This window comes from Micromonospora sp. SL1-18 (genome assembly GCF_047921505.1).
GTDB lineage: Bacteria > Actinomycetota > Actinomycetes > Mycobacteriales > Micromonosporaceae > Micromonospora.
On record NZ_JBLROA010000059.1, the window covers coordinates 1 to 18,894 of the forward strand.

Annotated in this window: 21 protein-coding genes and 1 tRNA gene; 7 read left to right on the top strand and 15 right to left on the bottom strand. The window is 73.6% G+C overall.

Going from position 1 to position 18,894, the window contains the following annotated elements; translation table 11 throughout:
* Positions 1–310 precede the first annotated feature (310 nt).
* Entirely contained in the window at positions 311–814 is a 504-nt protein-coding gene (locus ACNAW0_RS23500; protein WP_416290139.1) for a DUF402 domain-containing protein, read from the top strand.
* Between the two features lie 216 nt (positions 815–1,030).
* Here ACNAW0_RS23500 and ACNAW0_RS23505 read toward each other — a convergent pair.
* The 7 genes from ACNAW0_RS23505 to ACNAW0_RS23535 form a co-directional block, all read right to left on the bottom strand.
* A tRNA-Ala gene (locus ACNAW0_RS23505) sits at positions 1,031–1,107 on the bottom strand.
* A 183-nt stretch (positions 1,108–1,290) separates the two neighbouring features.
* Positions 1,291–1,845: a dihydrofolate reductase family protein gene (locus tag ACNAW0_RS23510; RefSeq protein WP_416290140.1), complete on the bottom strand. Its 555-nt coding sequence runs from the start codon at positions 1,843–1,845 to the stop codon at positions 1,291–1,293.
* 101 nt (positions 1,846–1,946) lie between these two features.
* Complete coding sequence (locus tag ACNAW0_RS23515; RefSeq protein ID WP_416290141.1) at positions 1,947–2,741, bottom strand: hypothetical protein; 795 nt, start codon at positions 2,739–2,741, stop codon at positions 1,947–1,949.
* 178 nt (positions 2,742–2,919) lie between these two features.
* Positions 2,920–3,528 (bottom strand): GNAT family N-acetyltransferase, encoded by a 609-nt coding sequence (locus tag ACNAW0_RS23520; protein WP_416290174.1) that lies wholly within the window; start codon positions 3,526–3,528, stop codon positions 2,920–2,922.
* Positions 3,529–3,667: 139 nt separating this feature from the next.
* The gene (gene glp, locus ACNAW0_RS23525) at positions 3,668–4,981 is read right to left on the bottom strand and encodes a gephyrin-like molybdotransferase Glp (protein WP_416290142.1); all 1,314 of its coding nucleotides are present in this window, start codon (positions 4,979–4,981) and stop codon (positions 3,668–3,670) included.
* Complete coding sequence (locus ACNAW0_RS23530) at positions 4,978–5,931, bottom strand: UTP--glucose-1-phosphate uridylyltransferase (protein WP_416290143.1); 954 nt, start codon at positions 5,929–5,931, stop codon at positions 4,978–4,980. Before ACNAW0_RS23530 ends, glp begins: the two co-directional genes overlap by 4 nt.
* Positions 5,932–5,940: 9 nt before the next feature.
* Complete coding sequence (locus ACNAW0_RS23535; protein ID WP_416290144.1) at positions 5,941–8,172, bottom strand: diguanylate cyclase; 2,232 nt, start codon at positions 8,170–8,172, stop codon at positions 5,941–5,943.
* A gap of 83 nt (positions 8,173–8,255) precedes the next feature.
* On the opposite strand from ACNAW0_RS23535, the gene ACNAW0_RS23540 reads away from it, so the two are divergent.
* The 3 genes from ACNAW0_RS23540 (at position 8,256) to ACNAW0_RS23550 (ending at position 10,080) form a co-directional block, all read left to right on the top strand.
* The gene (locus ACNAW0_RS23540; protein ID WP_416290145.1) at positions 8,256–8,921 is read left to right on the top strand and encodes a 5-formyltetrahydrofolate cyclo-ligase; all 666 of its coding nucleotides are present in this window, start codon (positions 8,256–8,258) and stop codon (positions 8,919–8,921) included.
* A 61-nt stretch (positions 8,922–8,982) separates the two neighbouring features.
* Entirely contained in the window at positions 8,983–9,318 is a 336-nt protein-coding gene (locus ACNAW0_RS23545; protein ID WP_416290146.1) for an FmdB family zinc ribbon protein, read from the top strand.
* A 264-nt stretch (positions 9,319–9,582) separates the two neighbouring features.
* The gene (locus ACNAW0_RS23550; RefSeq protein ID WP_416290147.1) at positions 9,583–10,080 is read left to right on the top strand and encodes a flagellar biosynthesis protein FlgA; all 498 of its coding nucleotides are present in this window, start codon (positions 9,583–9,585) and stop codon (positions 10,078–10,080) included.
* Between the two features lie 107 nt (positions 10,081–10,187).
* On the opposite strand, the gene ACNAW0_RS23555 is transcribed toward ACNAW0_RS23550, so the two are convergent.
* Positions 10,188–10,364: a hypothetical protein gene (locus ACNAW0_RS23555; protein ID WP_416290177.1), complete on the bottom strand. Its 177-nt coding sequence runs from the start codon at positions 10,362–10,364 to the stop codon at positions 10,188–10,190.
* A gap of 209 nt (positions 10,365–10,573) precedes the next feature.
* Here ACNAW0_RS23555 and ACNAW0_RS23560 point away from each other — a divergent pair, with 209 nt between their 5' ends.
* The gene (locus ACNAW0_RS23560) at positions 10,574–11,218 is read left to right on the top strand and encodes a hypothetical protein (protein ID WP_416290148.1); all 645 of its coding nucleotides are present in this window, start codon (positions 10,574–10,576) and stop codon (positions 11,216–11,218) included.
* A 9-nt stretch (positions 11,219–11,227) separates the two neighbouring features.
* Here the strand turns inward: ACNAW0_RS23560 and ACNAW0_RS23565 are convergent, their stop codons facing one another.
* Complete coding sequence (locus ACNAW0_RS23565; RefSeq protein ID WP_416290149.1) at positions 11,228–11,710, bottom strand: DUF2231 domain-containing protein; 483 nt, start codon at positions 11,708–11,710, stop codon at positions 11,228–11,230.
* 171 nt (positions 11,711–11,881) lie between these two features.
* Here ACNAW0_RS23565 and ACNAW0_RS23570 point away from each other — a divergent pair, with 171 nt between their 5' ends.
* Positions 11,882–12,310: a Fur family transcriptional regulator gene (locus tag ACNAW0_RS23570; RefSeq protein ID WP_416290150.1), complete on the top strand. Its 429-nt coding sequence runs from the start codon at positions 11,882–11,884 to the stop codon at positions 12,308–12,310.
* An 85-nt stretch (positions 12,311–12,395) separates the two neighbouring features.
* Positions 12,396–13,250 carry an oxygenase MpaB family protein gene (locus ACNAW0_RS23575; protein WP_416290151.1) on the top strand — a complete coding sequence of 285 codons (855 nt, stop codon included), beginning with the start codon at positions 12,396–12,398 and terminating at the stop codon, positions 13,248–13,250.
* A gap of 94 nt (positions 13,251–13,344) precedes the next feature.
* Here the strand turns inward: ACNAW0_RS23575 and ACNAW0_RS23580 are convergent, their stop codons facing one another.
* From ACNAW0_RS23580 to ACNAW0_RS23605, 6 genes are all read right to left on the bottom strand, one after another.
* Entirely contained in the window at positions 13,345–14,169 is an 825-nt protein-coding gene (locus ACNAW0_RS23580) for a PD-(D/E)XK nuclease family protein (protein WP_416290175.1), read from the bottom strand.
* A 144-nt stretch (positions 14,170–14,313) separates the two neighbouring features.
* Complete coding sequence (locus ACNAW0_RS23585) at positions 14,314–14,928, bottom strand: MarC family protein (protein ID WP_416290152.1); 615 nt, start codon at positions 14,926–14,928, stop codon at positions 14,314–14,316.
* Between the two features lie 40 nt (positions 14,929–14,968).
* Positions 14,969–15,832: a PHP domain-containing protein gene (locus tag ACNAW0_RS23590; RefSeq protein ID WP_416290153.1), complete on the bottom strand. Its 864-nt coding sequence runs from the start codon at positions 15,830–15,832 to the stop codon at positions 14,969–14,971.
* A 55-nt stretch (positions 15,833–15,887) separates the two neighbouring features.
* Positions 15,888–17,099: a hypothetical protein gene (locus tag ACNAW0_RS23595; protein ID WP_416290154.1), complete on the bottom strand. Its 1,212-nt coding sequence runs from the start codon at positions 17,097–17,099 to the stop codon at positions 15,888–15,890.
* Positions 17,100–17,256: 157 nt separating this feature from the next.
* Complete coding sequence (locus ACNAW0_RS23600; RefSeq protein ID WP_416290155.1) at positions 17,257–17,913, bottom strand: SigE family RNA polymerase sigma factor; 657 nt, start codon at positions 17,911–17,913, stop codon at positions 17,257–17,259.
* Between the two features lie 103 nt (positions 17,914–18,016).
* Positions 18,017–18,892 carry a PH domain-containing protein gene (locus ACNAW0_RS23605; protein ID WP_416290156.1) on the bottom strand — a complete coding sequence of 292 codons (876 nt, stop codon included), beginning with the start codon at positions 18,890–18,892 and terminating at the stop codon, positions 18,017–18,019.
* Between the last annotated feature and the right edge of the window lie 2 nt (positions 18,893–18,894).

Genomic DNA, 18,894 nt, shown 5'->3' on the forward strand with positions numbered 1-18,894 from the left:
TAACTCCAGGGCAAGGACGCCGCCCGGCCCGAAGGCAAGCGGAAGTGCTGCCGCTGCTGCCAACGGACCGTCTCCGAACGGACCGCCCACGACGCCTGGACGACCCTCCGCGGCGCCTTGAACAAGGCCGTCCGCGACGAGCCGCTGACCCGCAACCCGGCGGCGCTGCTTCGGGTGGCCAAGCCCCGCCCCGCGCAAGGACAAGCCGTGGACCGTCGACGAGGTCCGCCAGTTCCTGGAATCGGCCCGCGTCGACGGCGACCCGCTCTAGGCATCGGAACGTGCGCGACACCTCAACTACTGTGTCGCCGTGGATGTCGACGTGGTGTTCCGCAAGTACAAGGGCAGCCTGCACCGACACGTCACCATGCGGCGATTGGGCGAGGACCGGCACGGCACCTGGCTCGGCGCTCCTGCCGGCACCATCATCCACTCAGGTGCTCCGGCACAGAGCTACACCACTGAACACGCCACTGTGCGGCTCATACCGATCGGCGAATGGTGGACCGCCATCTTCTTCGCCGAGCCGAGCACCTGGGACATCTACTGCGACATCACCACACCGGCGCAGTGGCTGCGCCGGGACAGGGTAGCTATGGTCGACCTGGATCTCGACATCCTGAGGTCTCGTAACGGTGGCGTTGTGGACCTCCTCGACGAAGACGAGTTCGAAGCAAACAGCGTGCGGTACGACTACCCCACCGACCTGCTGACCGCCGCCCGAAGCGCAGCTGACCGCCTTGCAGTCAACCTGACAAGCGGCATCGAACCTTTCCGTAGCTCCTACCAGAGTTGGCTTAGCTTGATCCTCTAGCCCGAGTGCTACTCAGGACCCGCCTGATCACCTCGAGTGCCGACCCCACCAGGTGGCCCAAGGAAGACCGCCGCCGCAACATCATCAGCACCGCGCTACGCGACGCGGGCACCAAGCGCCGAACGGCGACTGCCAAATCGCAGAATCCGCGCCGACCTGGACCGATTCTGGCCCTATCGATCTTGTCAGGGAGTTTTCCCTGGTCAACGGTGTTACTGGTGGAGCTGAGGGGATTTGAACCCCTGACCCCCTCGATGCGAACGAGGTGCGCTACCGGTCTGCGCCACAGCCCCCCGCTGGCGTACCAGCGTCGGTCCCACCCGGCTTGCACCGGGCGGGCCGGCGACAAGGCTAACAGGTCCGGCACCTCCGGCGCGAACCACCCCACCCAACGAGGAGATCCTGGAAGGAAAAGGCCCTCCGAGGAGCCCAAACCTTCCAAGATCTCCAAGCTCCGCCGGCACGCGAAAGGCGAACTAAGCCGGCGCGTACGTGAGGTTCAGGACGCCGCTCTTGAACGTCTCCTGGCTCACCAGCCGCAGCGGGTACGTCGACGTCTCCTCGAACAGCCGCTGCCCCTGCCCCACCGCGATCGGGTGGACCAGCAGCCGCAGCTCGTCCAGCAGCCCGTTGGCCAGCAGCCACCGGACCGTGGTGGCGCTGCCCGACATGGCGATCTCCCCGTCGGCCTGCTCCTTGATCTCCCGCAACAGCGCGGCGACCTGTGACGGGTCGCCCGACAGCAGGGTGGTGTTCTGCCAGGTCGCCTCGGTGAGCGTGTTGGACAGGACGTACTTCGGGATCGAGTTGATGAACGTCGCAAAGCCGGCGTCCTCGCCCCCGCTGTGGTTCGGCCAGTACTCCGCCCACTCCTGGTACTGCCGGCGGCCCATCAGGAACGCCGTGGTCGCCTCCACCCCGCGACCGACAGCGGCGCCCATCTCGTCGTCGAAGTAGGGGAAGTGCCACTGGTCCGGCCGCTCCACGACGCCGTCCAGCGAGATGAAGAAGTTCGACACGATCTTGGCCATGGTGTGCGCTCCTGTGCGTCAGTAGCGGCCGGCCCTGCGCCGGCCTTCACCAACCCGTCGAACGGTGCCCGCCGGATTCGACAAACCAGCCCAAGATTTTTTCAGGCGCTGTGCGAACCCCGGCCCGCCTCGTAGGCGCGGCCACGGAGGCCGCCCGCCCGGCGGTAGGAGACCGAGCCACCGCTCGCCGCCCGGGGCAGGTCGGACGGAAGATCCAACCCCATCGCCGTACGCCGGACCGCCTCGCGCTGGGCGGCCAGGCGCCGCTGCGCCTCCCGCCGGGCCGCGGCGCGCCGCGCCTGCTCGCGGCGTACCTCGGCCTGGCGGGCGGCCAGCCAGGCCGCCTCCCGGGCCTCCGCGCGCCGCCGCCGGCGGTCGGCCAGGGCCCGCTTTCGCAGGTGTACGACGTACGCCACGAGCAGGGTGCCGGTCACCGAGACGCTGATCCAGAACCCGGGGCCGACCAGCACCACGCCGATCAGCTCGACGAAGTTGAGCAGCAGCAGCGCGGCCAGCACCCGGCGCCGGCGGTAGATCGCCGGGGTGTGGTGGCGACGCTTCGGCGGGTGCCGTCGACGGGACCTGGCCGGGACGGGCGGCACCGACCGGAGCCGGCCCGACCGGCGGGCGCCGGGCGGCGCGGAGACCGGTGCCGGCAGACCCTTCGTGTCAGAGCCTTCACTCATAGTGACAACGAGGGCGCGGGGCGGCCGGACCGGTCGCCGTCCAGGCACGGTACGACGTCGACGGCGGCGCTGGAGCACCCGCGCCGTCGACTGCGCCCGCTCCGCCACCAGCCGCTCAGTGGCGTCGTACCGGCGGACCAGCGCCGGCGCGAGGGCGAGCAGGCCGGCGGCGGCGAGGACGGCGAGGAGCACCGAGGTCGGCACCCTCACCCCTCCCGTCACCAAAGTTCGGGCCCGCACCGCTCGATCGCAACTTCTTCCGCCATCCGTCGTCCACGGCGCAGATCGTGCAGTCGCGCAGCGCTTGCCACAGCTTGCAGTTACTTGAGGTTACGGGCCGTCGACCAGGTTGACCGTGCGCCGCGCCGGACGCGGCGGGTGGGAGGCTTCACCCGCGCCTGTCACGTACGCGGTGCCAACGGGCCAGCAGCCCGCCCTCGGCGGCCACTTCCTCACTGGTCATCGCGTATCCGATGTGGTCCCGCCAGGCGCCGTCTATGTGCATGTAGCGAACGTGGTAGGCCTCCTCGCGGAAGCCCAGCTTCTCCACCACCCGCCGGGACGGAGTGTTCTCCGGCCGGATGTTCACCTCGATCCGGTGCAGCCCGCCGGGGCCGAACGCGTGGTCCACCGCCAGCGCGACCGCGGTGGGGATCACGCCGCGACCGGCCACTCGGGAGTCCACCCAGTAGCCGACGTACCCGGAGCAGAACGCGCGGCGGACGATGCTACCCACGTTGAGGTGGCCGACCAGCCTTTCCTGCCCGCCCTCGCGCAGGCAGACGGCGAACGGCAGTCCGTCACCGGTGCGCGCCGAGCGGCGCTGGTCGACGTGGACGAGGCGGAACACGGCGGGCGAGTTCTGCTCGTCCCAGCTTCCGGGCAGATGGGACTCCCACGGGGACAGCCAGGCCCGGTTGGCACGCCGGACCTCCGACCAGGCCACGGCATCGGAGCGCCGGTAGGGCCGAAGCACGACCGGACCGTCCACGAGCACCGCCGGCCAACCGGGCGGCCGCCGGAACCAGCTCACCGGGCTGGCCTTCCGCCCGCGACCGCGGGGCTCGCAGGCTCTCCTCGCATTCCTGCGCCACCGCGTCCCACACGAGCCGCCCGGGAACGCTCGTTCCTCGCGCTCACCTACGCCGGTCCAGCAGGAGCACGTCCACCGTGGACCCGGCTGCGGCGGTGGTGACCCGCTCGCCGAGGACCAGCAGGCCGTTCGCCTCGGCCAGGCCGGCGAGGGTGAACGGCCCGCCGGCCAGCGGCTGGACCGTGTACCCGCCGCCACGCCGCTCGGCCACGTGCGCGGGGCGGAACTCGCGCAGCCCGCCGGGGGACGAGACCGTCTCCAGCAAATGCGCCCGGACGCTGGGCCGGAACACCGGCTCGGCACCGGCCAGCAGCGCGATGGCCGGGCGGGCCAGCACCTCGAAGCCGATCAGCGCTGCGCCGGGCTCACCGGGTAGACACACCACCGGCACCTCCTCGGCGCCGACCGTACCGAATCCGAGGGCCGTTCCGGGATAGAGGGCCACCTCTGTGAAGGCCACCGGCCCGGCCCGGCCGCCCTCCCGGCGGGAAAGGATCCGGCGGACCATGTCGCCGGGCCCGGTGCCGGTGCCGCCGGTGGTGATGATCAGGTCCGCCCGCAGCGTCTGGTCCTCCAGCAGGCCACGCAGCGCCTCCGGGTCGTCGTCGCAGATCCCCACCCGGTACGCGAGCGCACCCGCCTCGGCCGCGGCGGCGGTCAGCGCGTGCGAGTTGGTGTCCACCACCTGGCCGGGCTGGCTGGCCCGGCCGACGTCGACCAACTCGTCGCCCGTGGCCACGATGACCACCCGTGGGCTGGGCCGTACCACCACGTGCCCGATTCCGGTGGCGGCGAAGACGGCGACCAGGGCCGGCGAGACGTACGTGCCGGCGCGGGCGAGCAGGGTGCCGGCGGGCAGTTCCTCACCGGCGCGGCGGAGGCCGTACCCGCGCTTGGGGGCGCGGAAGATCTCCACCGCGGCCATACCCTGGTCGGTCCACTCCACCGGGACCACCACGTCGGCGCCGATGGGCAGCGGCGCGCCGGCCGCCACGGAGAAGCACGAGCCGGGGGTGAGCCGTACCGGCCGCCAGCTCGCCGCGCCCAGGTCGCCGACCACGTTCAGCCGGATGCTGTGGCCACCCGGCGTGCCCGATGGGGCCGGGACGTAGCCCGGGCCCCGGCTCCCTCCGGAGATGTCCTCCCAGCGCGCGGCGTACCCGTCCACCGCCGCCTGGTCGAAGGCCGGGTACGAGTGCGGCGCGACGACGTCCTCGGCGAGGACGTTGCCGTACGCCTGGGTGAGGTCGAGGTCGAGCGGAGGCAGCGCGCGTAACCTGCGCAGCACGCTGCCCAGGTAGTCGGCGAGCGGCGTCAACTCGTTCGCGGCCGCCTCGGCGTCGGCCGTCGCGGTCATCTACTGGGACCGCCCGACGCGTCGGAGTTGACGAACTCGGCCAGCCACTTGCGGAACTCCCGGCCCAGGTCGTCACGCTCGGCGGCGATCTGGACGACGGTCTGCAGGTAACCGAGCGGCATGCCGGTGTCGTAGCGGGTGCCCCGGTAGACGATGGCGTGCACCGGCACCCCCTCGGTACGCAGCAGCTCCATCGCGTCGGTCAGCTGGATCTCCCCGCCGCTGCCCGGCTGGGTCCGCCGGATCGCGTCGAAGATCCTCGCCGGCAGCACGTACCGACCGAGGACGGCCAGGTTGCTCGGGGCGTCCTCCGGCTTCGGCTTCTCCACCATGCCGGTGACCTTGACGATGTCGGCGATGTCGCTGAACTCCGGCTCGGCCGGCTCGACCGAGGCGATGCCGTACCGCTTGGTCTCCGCCGGGTCGACCTCGAAGAACGCCAGCACGACGCCGCCGGTGCGGGCCTGCAGCTCCAGCATCGCCGGCAGCAGCGGCTCGTCCATCTTGACGAACTCGTCGCCGAGCAGCACCGCGAAGGGCTGGTCGCCGACGTGCGACTCCGCGTACCCGACGGCGTGGCCGAGGCCGAGCTGTTCGGGCTGCCGGCAGGTGTAGATCTCGGCCAGCTCTTCTGGACGGCGTACCGCCTCGAGCAGCTCGGGCTTGCTCTCCAGTCGGTCCTCCAGGTCGGGGCGGCGGTCGAAGTGGTCCACCATCGAGGTCTTCCCGCGCCCGGTGATGAGCAGTACGTCGGTGAGGCCGGCCTGGGCGGCCTCCTCGACGATGTACTGCAGCACCGGCCGGTCGACGACCGGCAGCAGCTCCTTCGGAACCGCCTTGGTGGCCGGCAGGAACCGGGTGGCCAGGCCGGCAGCTGGGATGACCGCCTTGACCGCACGGGAACGGCCGGTCGCGGCCGTCGCTGAGGGATTCGCTGAATGCTCCGACATGTCGCGAGACTATCGGCCACGGCTCTGCCGTGGCGGGTGAGGACCGGAAGACGCGCCGCCCTGCCCCGCACCGGCGGAGTCCACCGTGCCGGCCCGGGGCAGGCCGTCGGGCGGGCTGACCGCGGCGGACACCACCGGGATCTCCCGGGTGGGCGCCGGGTCGGGCGCGCGAGCCAGCCGGTAGCCGTCCCGGCCTGCGGACTTGGCCGCGTAGAGGGCGTCGTCGGCGGCGTCGAGCACCTGCTGGCCGGTGGCGGCGTGGTCGGGGTAGACGGCGATGCCGATGGACACGGTCACCGGCACCCGGACCGGCCCCGAGTGCCCGTCCACCGGTACCGGTTGGTCCCGGATCACCGCGCCGAGCCGCTCGGCGACGATGGCCGCGCCCCGGGCGTCCGTCTCCGGCAGCAGCACCACGAACTCCTCGCCCCCCTGCCGGAACGCCAGGTCCACCTCGCGGATCTCGCCGCGCACCCGGCGGGCGAACTCGACGAGCACGGCGTCCCCGGCGGCGTGCCCCCAGGTGTCGTTGACGTTCTTGAACCGGTCCAGGTCGAGGGCGAGGACGCTGAGCATCCGGCCGAACCGGTTCGCCCGCTCCACTTCCCGCCGGATCGACTCGCGCAGGTAGCGGTAGTTCCACAGGCCGGTCAGCGGGTCGGTCAGGGAGAGCCGCTGCGCCTCCTCGTGCACCCGGACGTTCTCCACCGCCACCGCCGCGTGCCCGGCAAAGGTCCGCAGGGTGACCAGGTCGTCGTCGTCGAACTCGTCCGCGCCGAGCCGGTCGTAGAGGGCCAGCACACCGAGCGCCACCGAGCCGGCCTCGGAGTCGGCCTCGGAGTCGGCCGGCGGGTGGCCGGGCCGGTCCGGGTCGCCGCGCCCGCCCAGCTCCGCCGCCCCGGGCGCGGCGAACGGCACCGCGATGTACGTCTCGCAGGTCGGTTCCCCGGTCGGCGTGTCCGCCGGCTCCCAGCGACCGCGCAGCGGCTCCCCGGTGCCGGCCACCGTGCCGATTACCCCGGTGCCGACCGGCACCCGCAGCGTCGCCGGATCGGACCGCTCGCTCGCCGGGTCAGACGGGTCGGCGGTGGGCCAGCGCCCGTCCAGCCCTTCGACGCACCGGCCGACCAGCACACCGTCGCCGTCGAGCAGCAGCACCGCGCCGGCCCGGGCGCCGGTGGCGGCGATCGCGCTGCGCAGGATCACCCGCAGGATGCGTTGCAGGTCGTGGGTGCTGGCCAGGGTGTCGCCGAGCACCGCCAGGTGCCCGCGCAACTGGTCCCGGCTGCTGGTCAGGGCAGCCACGTAGCTGCCGGTCTCCCGGGTCATCCGGTTGAACGCCCTGGCCAGCCGGCCGATCTCATCCCGGCTGCGGACGGGCACGCGGGCGGTCAGATCGCCGTGCGCCACCCGGTCAGCCGCGCCGGCCAACTCCATCAGGGGCCGGGTGGTCACCCGGGCCAGCCGCCCGGCGGCCAGCACGGCCAGCGCCGCGGCGAGCACCACAGCGCCGACCAGTGCGGCATACAGGCCCGGCGGGCGCTCACCGGGGACCGAGAGGACCAGCGGCAGCGGCTGCCCCGGGGACGGACCGAGCCGGCGTACGTACCGGCCGTCGGCGGTCTCGGTGACCCGGTTCCCGTCGATCGTGCGGGCGGCGGCCAGCACCGCCTCGCGTACCTCCGGGGTCTCGGTGGTGTGAGTGACCTGGTCGGTGCCGGCGGAGTCGTCCAGGAGGGTGACCGCGACGCCGGTCACCGCGGCGAGCCGCGCGACGAAGGCCGGGTCGACGGGCTGCGCGGCGGCGACCGCGCCCAGGTCGGCACCGACGGCGTCGCGGAGCTGGACCGTGGCGGCGAGCGCGCGGACCGGGCCGGCAGCCGGCGGATCGGCGCAGTCCTGCCAGGGCCCATCCGGTCCACCCGGGGTGGCGTAGCTGGTCCGGCCCATGGGGTCGATGATCAGCACGGCGGCGGCCAGGCCGCGCCCCACCGCCTGGTCGGCCGCGCGGGGACGGGCGGCGGTATCGGTGACCAGCGCGACCGCGTCGGCCGCCGCACGCAGCTGCTGGCAGAGAGCGTCCACCGAGGTACGCACCCCGGCGGCGGCCAGACCCAGCCGCTCGGTGGAGCGACTGCGGTCGACGGCCGACATCATCGATCCGACGAAGAAGGCGCCGAGCAGGACGGGGCCGAGCACCACCGCGAGGAAGGCCGCCGTCAACCGCCCGCGTAGCGTCAAGCTTCCTCCCGGAAGTTCTGCGCCCCTTGCTGCGATGCTGACACAGAGCGATCGGGAGGCAAGCGTTGCGTCAGGAGTGTTGCGTGCCGGAATTTTCTGATGGAGCGGATGTCGCACATGAGGCGAAGCGCGACCTGCGTGTGACGCTGCTCGCCCACCGCCGGTCGCTGCCCGCTGTCCGCCGGGCGGAGGCGGCGGCGCGCGTCCAGGCCGAGCTGGTCTCGCTGGTACGTCGGCTCCGTCCGGCCCGGATTACCGGTTACGTGCCGGTCGGCTCGGAGCCGGGCGGGAGCGAACTGCCGGAGGTGCTGCGGGCGGCACTCCCGCCCGAGGCGGAACTGCTGCTGCCGGTGCTCCGCGACGACCTGGACCTGGACTGGGCCGCGTACAGCGGCGCGGGGTCGCTGCGGGCGGCCGGGCGGGGGCTGCGCGAGCCGACCAGCCCCCGGTTGGGGCGCCCTGCCGTGGCCGGAGCGGACCTGGTGATCGTGCCGGCCCTGGCCGTGGACCACCGGGGACGGCGACTCGGCCGGGGGGGCGGCTCGTACGACCGGGCATTGGCCCGGGTGCCCGCGTCGACGCTGACGGTGGCCCTGCTGCACGACGGGGAGTTGGTCGAGGCGGTGCCGGCGCAGCCCCACGACCGCCCGGTACACGCCGTGATCACCCCGACCGACGGCCTGCGTACGCTGCCGCTGGGGCCCGGTGTGGAACCGAACGCTTCCGCTGGACGAACCCGGGTTCCATGACGCACCATTGGCACTCGAATATGTCGAGTGCCAGCCGGCCGTGCCAGATACGGAGGAGAACGTGCCCACCTACCAGTACGCCTGCACCGCGTGCGGCGACCAGCTCGAGGCGGTGCAGTCCTTCAGCGACGAGCCGCTGACCGAGTGCCCCGCGTGCGAGGGGCGGCTGCGCAAGGTCTTCAACTCGGTCGGCGTCGTGTTCAAGGGCTCCGGCTTCTACCGGACAGACTCGCGCTCCTCCGGGTCCGACAGCACCTCGAGCACCTCGAGCAAGCCGGCCATGGCCGAGTCGTCGACGAGCAACTCGTCGAACGGGTCGAGCAACGGCTCGTCCTCCTCAACCAGCGGCTCGTCCACCAAGACCCCGGCCGCCAGCACCTCCACCACCTCCTCCTAACCGCCGCCCCACCCGGCATCACCTCCAAGATCCGCGCAAGTTCGCGGAAAAAGTGGCCATTTCCGCTGGGATGGCCACTTTTTCCGTGAAAGAAGCCGCTCGCTTCGTTGGCGGCGCGGGTGGGGCTAGCAGACGGGGGCGGGGTTTGGGGGTTGTCCACAGGCGGGTGGGTTGTCCACAGGGTGGCGCCTTCGGTGGGCGACGGTCCGAGTTGCGCTCGTAGGCTGCCGGCGTCCATCGGGTCGGCTGGCGGAAGGGGCGCGGGTGGTGGCGAGCGAGGAATCACTGCGGCCGGTGCGATGGCGCGGGCTGCCCCGGGGCGGCACCCTGCTCCGGGTGGCGCTGGTCGCGATGCTGCTCGGCCTGGCCGCCGCGCTTCTGCAGGCCCCCGCCGGTTGCCCGCCCGACGCGGCCCCGGCCCAGCCCGCCCCGGCCACGAGTCCCTCGCCACCGGGCGACGGTCGCCCCAGCGGCGCGCTGCCGCTGCCCGGTGGGTCGGTCGGCGTACCGGTCCGGCTGGCCGAGCCGGCCGCCCTCGCGGTGCTCCGCCCGGGCGCCCGGGTGGACCTGCTGGTCATACCTGCTGGCGGAGCGGCCGGGGAAGCAAAGCTGCTCGCCCCGCGGGCGCTGGTGCTCGACGTGGTGGGCGCCGGGGTGGTCGACGGTTCCTCCGCGCTCTACCTGGCGCTCCGGCCCGAGCAGGCGCAGCGGGCCGTCGGGGTGCCCGAGGGCAGCCGCTTCGCGGTGGTGGTACGCGAATGACCCGCCGTTCCGGCGCCACGAGCGGCCGGACTTGCTGGCGGTGGCGCGGGGCAGCCTCTGGCGGTCCTCGCCCGGGCAGCCAGCCGAGCAGCGCCGGGCGCGGTCGATCAGTCCCAGTGCGGGGGGCGCTCGGCCAGCAGCCAGTCGTCGTTGCCGCCGGACCGCTCGCCCCAGCCGCGGTCCGTGTCGTCGGTGGTCTGCTCGGGCAGCACCACGAAGTCGTCACTGAGGTCGACCACGCGGTCGTCGTCGCCGCGCGCGCCACGCATACCGGCATCGCTCACGAGCAGCAAGGATACCGGCGAAAGCGAACCCTCCCGGCCGTCCGACGCGCCCCGGGCCCGGTTCGACCGGCGCGTCCTCCACCATTCCCGGCACCGCCAGCCGGCCAGCTCGCCCAGCGTCCTCCACCATTCCCGGCACCGCCACCCGGCCAGTTCGCCCGTCGTGTACGGCGCGCCGACCGCCCCGGGCGTTGGTAGCGTCGGACGGCGTGACGACGCCGAGCGGTGGCAGCCCCGACGACGAGTTCTGGCGACGCCCGACCCCGGAGCAGCCGGAGGGCGGAGTCGGCAGCAACCAGCCCAGGCTCCCGGCAGCCGATGCCGGCCAGCCCACCGAGTCGGCAGCCGATGCCCGCCAGCCCACCGAGTCGGCGACCGATGGCGGCCAGCCCGCCAAGCCGGCAGTCGATGACGGCCAGCCCGGCGCTGGGCTGCGCGGCGATGCCTGGCCCCGCGTGGGGCAGGCTGGTGGCCCAGGGCCCGGCGTGGGGCAGTCGGACAGCCTCTGGTCGGGCACGGGCCAGACGGACAGCCCGTGGGCACGGCCCGCTCCGGGCGCGGACCGGCAGCCCGCCGCCGGCGGCCAGCCTCAGCAGGCTGGTGGCGGCTGGCCCGGCAGCGGTGCTCCGGCCGGCGGGTATTCCGGCCCGCCGCCGACCGCCCCTCCCCCGCCCGGCTGGCGGCCGCCGGTGCACGTACAGCCCGCTCCGCCCCGGCAACTGCCGCCGCAGGACATGGCCGTGATGGACCAGGCGGAGCAGCAGGCCCAGCGGCTCACCTACGGCATCGGGGCGGTCGCCGGGGTGGTGCTGGTGATCCTGATGTGCCTGCTCTGCGCGCGGGTGATCTTCTGACTCGGCGTGTCAGACCTGGCCGCTCCAGACCATCTGGGCACCGCTGTCGCCGGCCAGATAGACGTACACCAGCGCGAAGGCCGCGAGGACGACCACCGCCCCGGCCAGCACCGGGGCCAGCCAGCGAGGCAGGCCGCGTACCCGGGCGAGGCCGCTGGTCACCAGCAGGAGCAGGAGCGCCGCCACGGCCAACCCGATGGTGAACCAGAACAGGGTGTCGCCGTACTCGGAGTGCTCCTCGATCTGCCGGAGGAACTCGCCCCCGACCCCCCGCTCCCGCTGTACCTCCTCGAACGCCTCCCCGGACTCCTTCGCCAGGAAGGTGGCGATCGGAGTCACCACGGCGAGGCCCGCGACCGCCCAGTCGAGCCGCGACCGCCACCGGGGAAACACCCCGTACGTGACGGAGATCAGCGCCAGCAGCGGCACCAAAACCACGACGGCGTGTATGACCAAGACGTGAAGCGGCAGGCCGCTGACTTCCCTGAACACCGACACCTCCAACGAGTCGACCGGAGCGCGGTCAGCGTACGGCTGGTGCCCAGCCGTCGCCCCTTCATCACATCGACACGAGCGCGTCGCGGCTGCGGTTCACCTTGTGTCCCGGGCCACCCCGGTTCCAGCTCGGTTGTCGCCCCCGAAAACGCGTGCTGTCATTAGCTCATGTCCAGCGGAGAGGAACTGCTCCGGTCGAGGGGCCTGCGCGTCACCCGACCGCGGCTCGCCGTGCTGGACGTCCTCGCCGCCGGCGGCCACCTGGAGGTCGAAGAGATCACCCGCCGGGTCCGCGAGCGGCTCGACTCGGTCTCCACCCAGGCCGTCTACGACGTGCTCGGTGCGCTCTCCCGCGCCGGCCTCTCCCGCCGCATCGAGCCGGCCGGCAGTCCCGCCCGGTATGAGGCGCGCGTCGGGGACAACCACCACCACGTGGTCTGTCGGGGCTGCGGCGAGATCGCCGACATCGACTGCACGACCGGCAACGCCCCCTGCCTCGACACGCGCACCGCGCACGGCTACGAGGTGGACGAGGCGGAGGTGACCTTCTGGGGTCTCTGCCCCGCGTGCCAGGCTCGCCGCTCCGTCGACGACTGATCGTCTCCCCGCTCCGGCCGCGGTAGGTGGGCCGGACCGTGTCCGGCGGGCCCGAGGCTGGCCCGGCGCATGGCACTCTTGGTCGGTGGACACCGATGACCTCGGCCTGTTCGGTCCGGGATCGGTCACGTGGAAGGTGCACGCGGAGCCGATCCTGATCCTCGCCGGGCTGCGCTCGCTCTACCTCCAGGCGTTGCACCCCCGGGCGATGGCCGGAGTCGCCCAGAACAGCAACTACCGCACCGACGCATGGGGCCGGCTGGCCCGGACCGCGACCTACGTGGCGACGACGGTCTACGGCACCACGGCCGAGGCCGAGGCGGCCGGCCGTCGGCTGCGTACGCTGCACGCCCGGATGCGGGCCACCGACCCGTCCACCGGCGAGGAGTTCCGGATCGACGACCCGGAGTTGCTGCGCTGGGTGCACGTCGCCGAGGTCGAGTCGTTCGTCAGCACCGCCCGCCGGGCCGGGCTCACCCTGACCGACGCCGAGGTCGACGCCTACTACACCGAGCAGCGCCGGGCGGCGGCCCTGGTCGGGCTGGACCCGGCCGACGTGCCGGGCACCGCGGCTGAGGTGGCCGACTACTACCGGCGGATCCGCCCCGACCTGCGGATGACGAAGGAGGCGGCGGAGACCGCCCTCTTCCTGACCGCGCCGCCGATCCCCTGGAAACTCAGCCTGCCGGTGAAGCTCGGCCTGCACCTCGGCCCGCCGCGTTGGGCGTACCTGGGGCTAGCCGGCACCGCGCTGGCGCTGCTGCCGGCCTGGGCACGCCGGTTGTACGGCGGCCTGGGTCTGCCCACCACCGCACTGTCGGCAGATCTGAGCGTCCGCGCGCTGCGGCTGGCCCTGTCGGCGCTTCCGCTCCGCTACCGGGTCGGGCCGATCCAGCAGGCCGCGAAGGACCGCGCGGCCCGGCTCGGCCTCGTCGCGTAGCCCGCCCGCGGACTGCGGGCCGCTCCGCATGCGGCAACCCGGCCCGTCCCGCCGCCCGGGCATCGCCGGTTGCCATTTCCCGCCACCGAGACGGTCAGTCGGGCCGTTCGACGGCCGCCCACGGGTCCTTGCCGGGCGTCTGCGCGCCGGTGGGGCAGGTACGCCGGTAGTCGCACCAGCCGCAGCGCGGCCCCGGGGTGGTGGGGAACGCCTCGTCGGGGTCGGCGCCGTCGGCAACCGCCCGCTCGGCGGCCATGATGTCCCGGGCGGTCTCCTCGGCCCGGGACAGCTGCCGGTGCAGCGACTCCGGGGTGTGCTCGTGTGCGGCGACCGTGCCGGTGGGCAGGTGGTGCAGCTCCACCCGGCGGCAGGGCCGGCGGAACACCCGCTCGGCCGCGTACGCGTAGAGGGCCAGGGCCTGCGAGCCGCGAGCGTCGTCGGCGTCCTGCCCGGCGCGGCCGGTCTTGTAGTCGACGATGACCAGCTCGGGCCGCCCGTCCGTGCCGGGGCGCGAGTCGATCCGGTCGGCACGGCCGTTGAACGCGAGCACCCCGGTCTTGACGGCGACCACCCGTTCCACCCCGACCGGCTCGTCGGCCGGGTCGAGCCCCGCCACGTACGACTCCAGCCAGGCCAGCGCCCGGCGGAAGCTGTCGCGCTCCTGCTCGTCGTCGCGGTAGCCCTCGCGCACCCAGGTGCCCTTGAGCAGGGTGGCCAGCACCTCCGGGCGGCGGCGGTCCGGCGCGAGCGCGTACCAGTTCTTCAGGGCGGTGTGGACGCTGGCGCCGAGCGAGTTGTGCGCCCACGGCGGCCCCTTGGGCGGCGCGGGCCGGTCGACGTAGGAGTAGCGGTAGCGCCGGGGACAGTCAGCGTACGCGCCGAGCTTGCTGGGCGTGCAGACGAAGAGGCGCTCCGGCATCCCCTCGAAGCCGAGCTGCTCGGCCTGCTCGGCGCGGGGCCGGGGCGGCCGGCCGCCGGTGGGTCGTCCGATCGGGGAGGGTCGTCGCACGCCTGAGATCCTGCCACCCCCGTACGACACCCCGGCGACGGCGGGCCGGCCGGGTCAGCCCTGAGTGAGGAAATGCTTCACGAAGGCGGCCACCGCGTCGGCGATGAGCTGCACCGCGATGGCCGCCAGCAGCAGGCCGGCGATCCGGGTGAGCACCTCGATGCCGCCCGGCCGCAGGATCTTGACGATCCCGCCGGAGAAGCGCAGCACCACCCAGACCGTGACCATCACCGCGACGATCGCGAGCGCGATCGCGAGGTAGTCGGTGAACCCACCGGCCCGCTGCACGAAGAGCATGGTGGCGACGATGGCGCCCGGCCCGGCCAGCAGTGGGGTGCCCAGCGGCACCAGGGCGATGTTGGAGGTGGTCTGCTGGCTCGGGTCGTCGGCCTTGCCGGTCAGCAGCTCCAAGGCGACCAGCACCAGCAGCAGCCCGCCGGCGGCCTGCAACGCCGGCAATGAGACGTGCAGGTACGCGAGGAGGGTCTGCCCGGCCACGGCGAAGATCACGATCACCCCGAGCGCGAGCGCGACTGCCTGCCAGGCGGCCCGGTTCCGCTCGCGGGCGGGCAGCGGCCCGGTGAGCGCGAGGAAGATGGGCATCATGCCGGGCGGGTCGGTGATCACCAGCAGGGTCACGAAGACCTCGCCGAAGAGCTTCAGATCCACCGGAACAAGGTAGCCGCGCCGTCCTGGGCCGAAACACGCATCACCCCGAAGCGACCTGGGTCACCCCGCTGGCCAGTGCGACGAGGCGTTCGTACGCCTCGGGGTCGGTGGTGTGCGCGCCGAGGTGGACGCTCTTGTGCGCGCCGTGGAAGTCCGACGACCCGGTGACCACCAGGCCCAGTTCGGCAGCGAGCCGCCGGACGTGCGCCCGCTCGGCGGGCGTGTGGTCCTCGTGGTCGGCCTCCAGGCCGGCCAGCCCGGCCGCCGCCAGTGCCACGATCGCCTCGTCGGGCACGATCCGCCCGCGCCGTGAGGCCCGGGGGTGGGCGAAGACCGGCACCCCGCCGGCCGCCCGGACCAGCGCCACCGCCCGGAACACGTCGATGTCCTCCTTGGGCAGTCGGTACCGCTCCCCCAGCCAGTCCGGCCCGAACGCCTCGCTCGTGGTGGCGACCAGCCCGGCCCGGATCAGCGCCTGGGCGATGTGCGGGCGGCCGACCGTCCCGCCGGCCGCGCCGGCCAGGATCTCCCGCCAGCTCACGTCGATGCCGTCGGCCTGCAGCAGCCGTACGATCCGCTCGCCGCGTTCCTCCCGGGCGCGCCGGACCCGGGCCAGCTCGGCGGCCAGTTCGGGCTCGGCCGGGTCGAAGAGGTACGCGAGCAGGTGCAGCGGGATCGCCGGCTCGACGCCGTACCACCGGCAGGAGAGTTCGGCGCCGCGCACCAGGGTGAGCCCGGGCGGCAGCGCACGGACCGCGGCGTCCCAGCCGCCGGTGGTGTCGTGATCGGTGATCGCGACGACATCGAGGCCGGCGTCGGCGGCGGCCCGGACCAGCTCTGCCGGGCTGAGGGTGCCGTCGCTGGCGGTGGAGTGCGCATGCAGGTCGATCCGGACGGCAGTCACCCCGCCGACGCTACCGCTCCCTCGGTGGCCGCCGGACGCGGTGAGCGGACGCCGGTCAGGGGCGGGTGTCGGCCACCACGACGGGCCGGTCACCCGGGGCGACCCCGTCGACCGGCGAGGAGAAGGGCTGCTCGCCGGCCGCCACCTCGCCGGGACGTACCCGGACCAGCGCGCCGGTGGCGTCGACGTGCAGGGCGCCACCCGACCGGGTCCACGCCACCACCCCGGTCAGCGCCGGCCCGGCGGGCCGGGGGGCCGATCCGCCGGAGCCGAGCGTGCCCAGGTCGACCAGGAGCGCTGTGTTCCGCCCGCCGTTCACCAGCAGCCATCGCCCGTCGGCGGAGACGTCGCCAAGGCCGTCGGTGGCGAACTCCGGGCCGCAGCCGGTGCGGACCGTGGCGAGGTCCCGCGCCGGGTCGAGGAAGGCGAGGCAGGGCCGTCGAGGCGTACCGGCCGAGACCTGACCGGCGACCAGGCCGTCGGGGCGCACGCCGTAGACGTTGAGCACGTCCGGTTTCACGGCGCCCAGCCGATCGTCGACCAGCGCGTGCCAGACGCGGAAACCACCCCGGTCGGGCTGCCGGATCAGGACGGTGTCGCCGGCGAAGCCGACCGGCACGGCCCCCGGCGGAGCCGCCGCCCGGGTGGTCGCGAGGAGCTGGCCGGCGACCATGCCGGCGGCGAAGACCTCGGGGCCGTCGCGCCAGGCGACCCGGCGTCCGTCCGCGGCGACCGCGACCGCGTCCGCGCCGGCGAGCACCACCTGCGGCGGCCTGCCGTCGGGCGGCACCCACCAGAGGGTACGGCCGGCGGCGGTGACCGCCGAGGTGAGCAGCCAGCCCCCGTGGTCGGGAACGCGCTGCGCCCGCTCGACCGCGCTCACCCCGGTCAGCTCCCACCGTTCGCCACCGTTCGTGTAGAGCCAGGAGCCGACGATCAGGTCGAGTTCGGGGCGGACCGGGCCGGCCGTGGGGGGCGCGACGGCAGACTCGGTGGGCAGCGGTGAGGGCGAGAATCCACGCGGATCGCCGAGCACCACGGCCGGCGTGCCGTCGGGGCCGGTCGGCCCGCCGAACTGGGCTATGCCGGTGGTGACCAGCACCGTGGCCACCCCGGCCAGGGCGAGACCGGTCAGCGTGCGGCGGCGGCCGACCCGCCGGGCCCGTCGGAGGGCCAGGCCGGCCGGGTCGGCGGCGAGCGGCCGTGGCGTGGCGACCCGGCGGACGAAGGTGTCCCGCAGCGCCCGCTCGAGCTCGTCGTCAGTCACGGAAAATGGACGCTCCGAGCCGCCCGTCTGGTTGTCGCAGGGGTTCGGCGGATGGCTCAGCCTGGCGATTCGCTCGCTCATGGCGCCACCTCGCGGAGCTCGGCGGCACCATGAGGCACCAACGCACTGCGCCTGATGACTCGCTCGCTCCGCTCGCTCATCGGGTCTCCACCGGCACGCTGGTGGCGGGGCGGGCGATGGCTTGGCCGGCGGAAAGCGGGGCCGGCCGGACCACCGGCGGGCGCGCGGCCCGGGGCGCCGATGGCCTGCGCGGCGCGGGGGTCGGGGTCGCCTCCTGCTCGGCCGGCAGGCCGAGGGCGGCCTCGGAGCCCAGCCGGCGGCGCAGCGTGTTCAGCGCCCGCGCGGTCTGGCTCTTCACCGTGCCCGTGGAGATCTCCAGCAGGGCGGCGGTCTGCGCCTCGGACATGTCCTCGTAGAACCGGAGGACCAGGACGGCCCGCTGCCGCGCCGGAAGGGCCCGGAGGTGCCGCCAGAGGGCGTCCCGGTCGAGCTGCTGCTCGATCTCGTCGACCCCGGCCCGCTCGGGCAGCACCTCGGTCGGGCGTTCACCGTGCCAGCGACGTCGCCACCAGCTCGTCGACGTGTTGACCAGGACCCGCCGGGCGTACGGCTCGATGGCCTCGATCCCGCCGAGCCGCTTCCAGGCCAGGTAGGTCTTGGTCAGCGCGGTCTGCAGCAGGTCCTCGGCCGTCGCCCAGTCTCCGGCGAGCAGATACGCGGTACGCAGCAGGGCGCTGGAACGGGCCGCGACGAACTCGCGGAACTCCTCTTCCAAGGGGTCCCTGTTCGCCACCGCATCACCTCCGCGCCCCGTCCTGTAGGCAGGCTGCCACGCCCGGACGGTGCGGGTCGACGGCAAATGGTGCGCAGTTCATCCGATGTTCGGACGAAAAGTTTCAGGCCCCGTCGTCCGCCTTGGCCTCGTCCGCCTCCTTGCCCAGCCGCGCCTCGACGGCCTGCGGCTCGTACATCTCTTCGACGACGCGCAGGTAGAGCTCGTTCGGGTTGGGCAGGTTCTTGACCTCGCGGAGCGCCTGGTCCTGGCCGGCGGACTCCAGCACGAAGGTGCCGTAGTTGAGCGCCCGGCCGGTCGGCGACTGCTCGTACTTCATGTCGGTGACCCGGACCAGCGGCATCATCGCCACCCGGCGGGTGATGATGCCGCTGACCACCATCACCCGTTTGTTGGTGAGGATGAAGCGGTCGTACCACCAGTCCCCGACCCGCCAGGCGACCCAGGCCATCACGGCGAACCAGAGCAGCACCGCGACGGTGGTCAACGCCCCGACGTTCCGCCCGGCGAGGAAGCCGGAGAGGTAGCCGAGGACGAAGGTGGCGGCGATGCCGATGAGGATCGGCGTGGCGAGGTGGATCCAGTGCCGCTTCCACTCGCCCCGGTAGCGTTCGGTGGGGAAGAGGTAGCGGGCCACCAGCGAGCTGGGTTCGTCCTCCAGCGGCAGCACCCGGCGGGGGGACATGCCGGAGGCGTCGGCGCGCAGCCCGGCAAGCTCATCCTCGGAGATCTGCGGCGGCTGGTGGCCACCTTCCGGATCGCGGATCCAGGCCCGCCCGGAGCGGCCCTCGCCGGCGTAGCCCGGCCCGTCACCGAAGGCGACATCATCCGAAAGGGAGGGGCCGTCGCCGTAGCCGGGGCCTGGGCCGTAGCCGGGACCGTCGTCAGGATCGATCCGGGGGATGGGCTCGGTGTCGCGCTCCCGGCGCTCTCGGTCTGGATCGTCGGGGTCGAAGGGCGGACCGGCTGGGCTTCCCATGG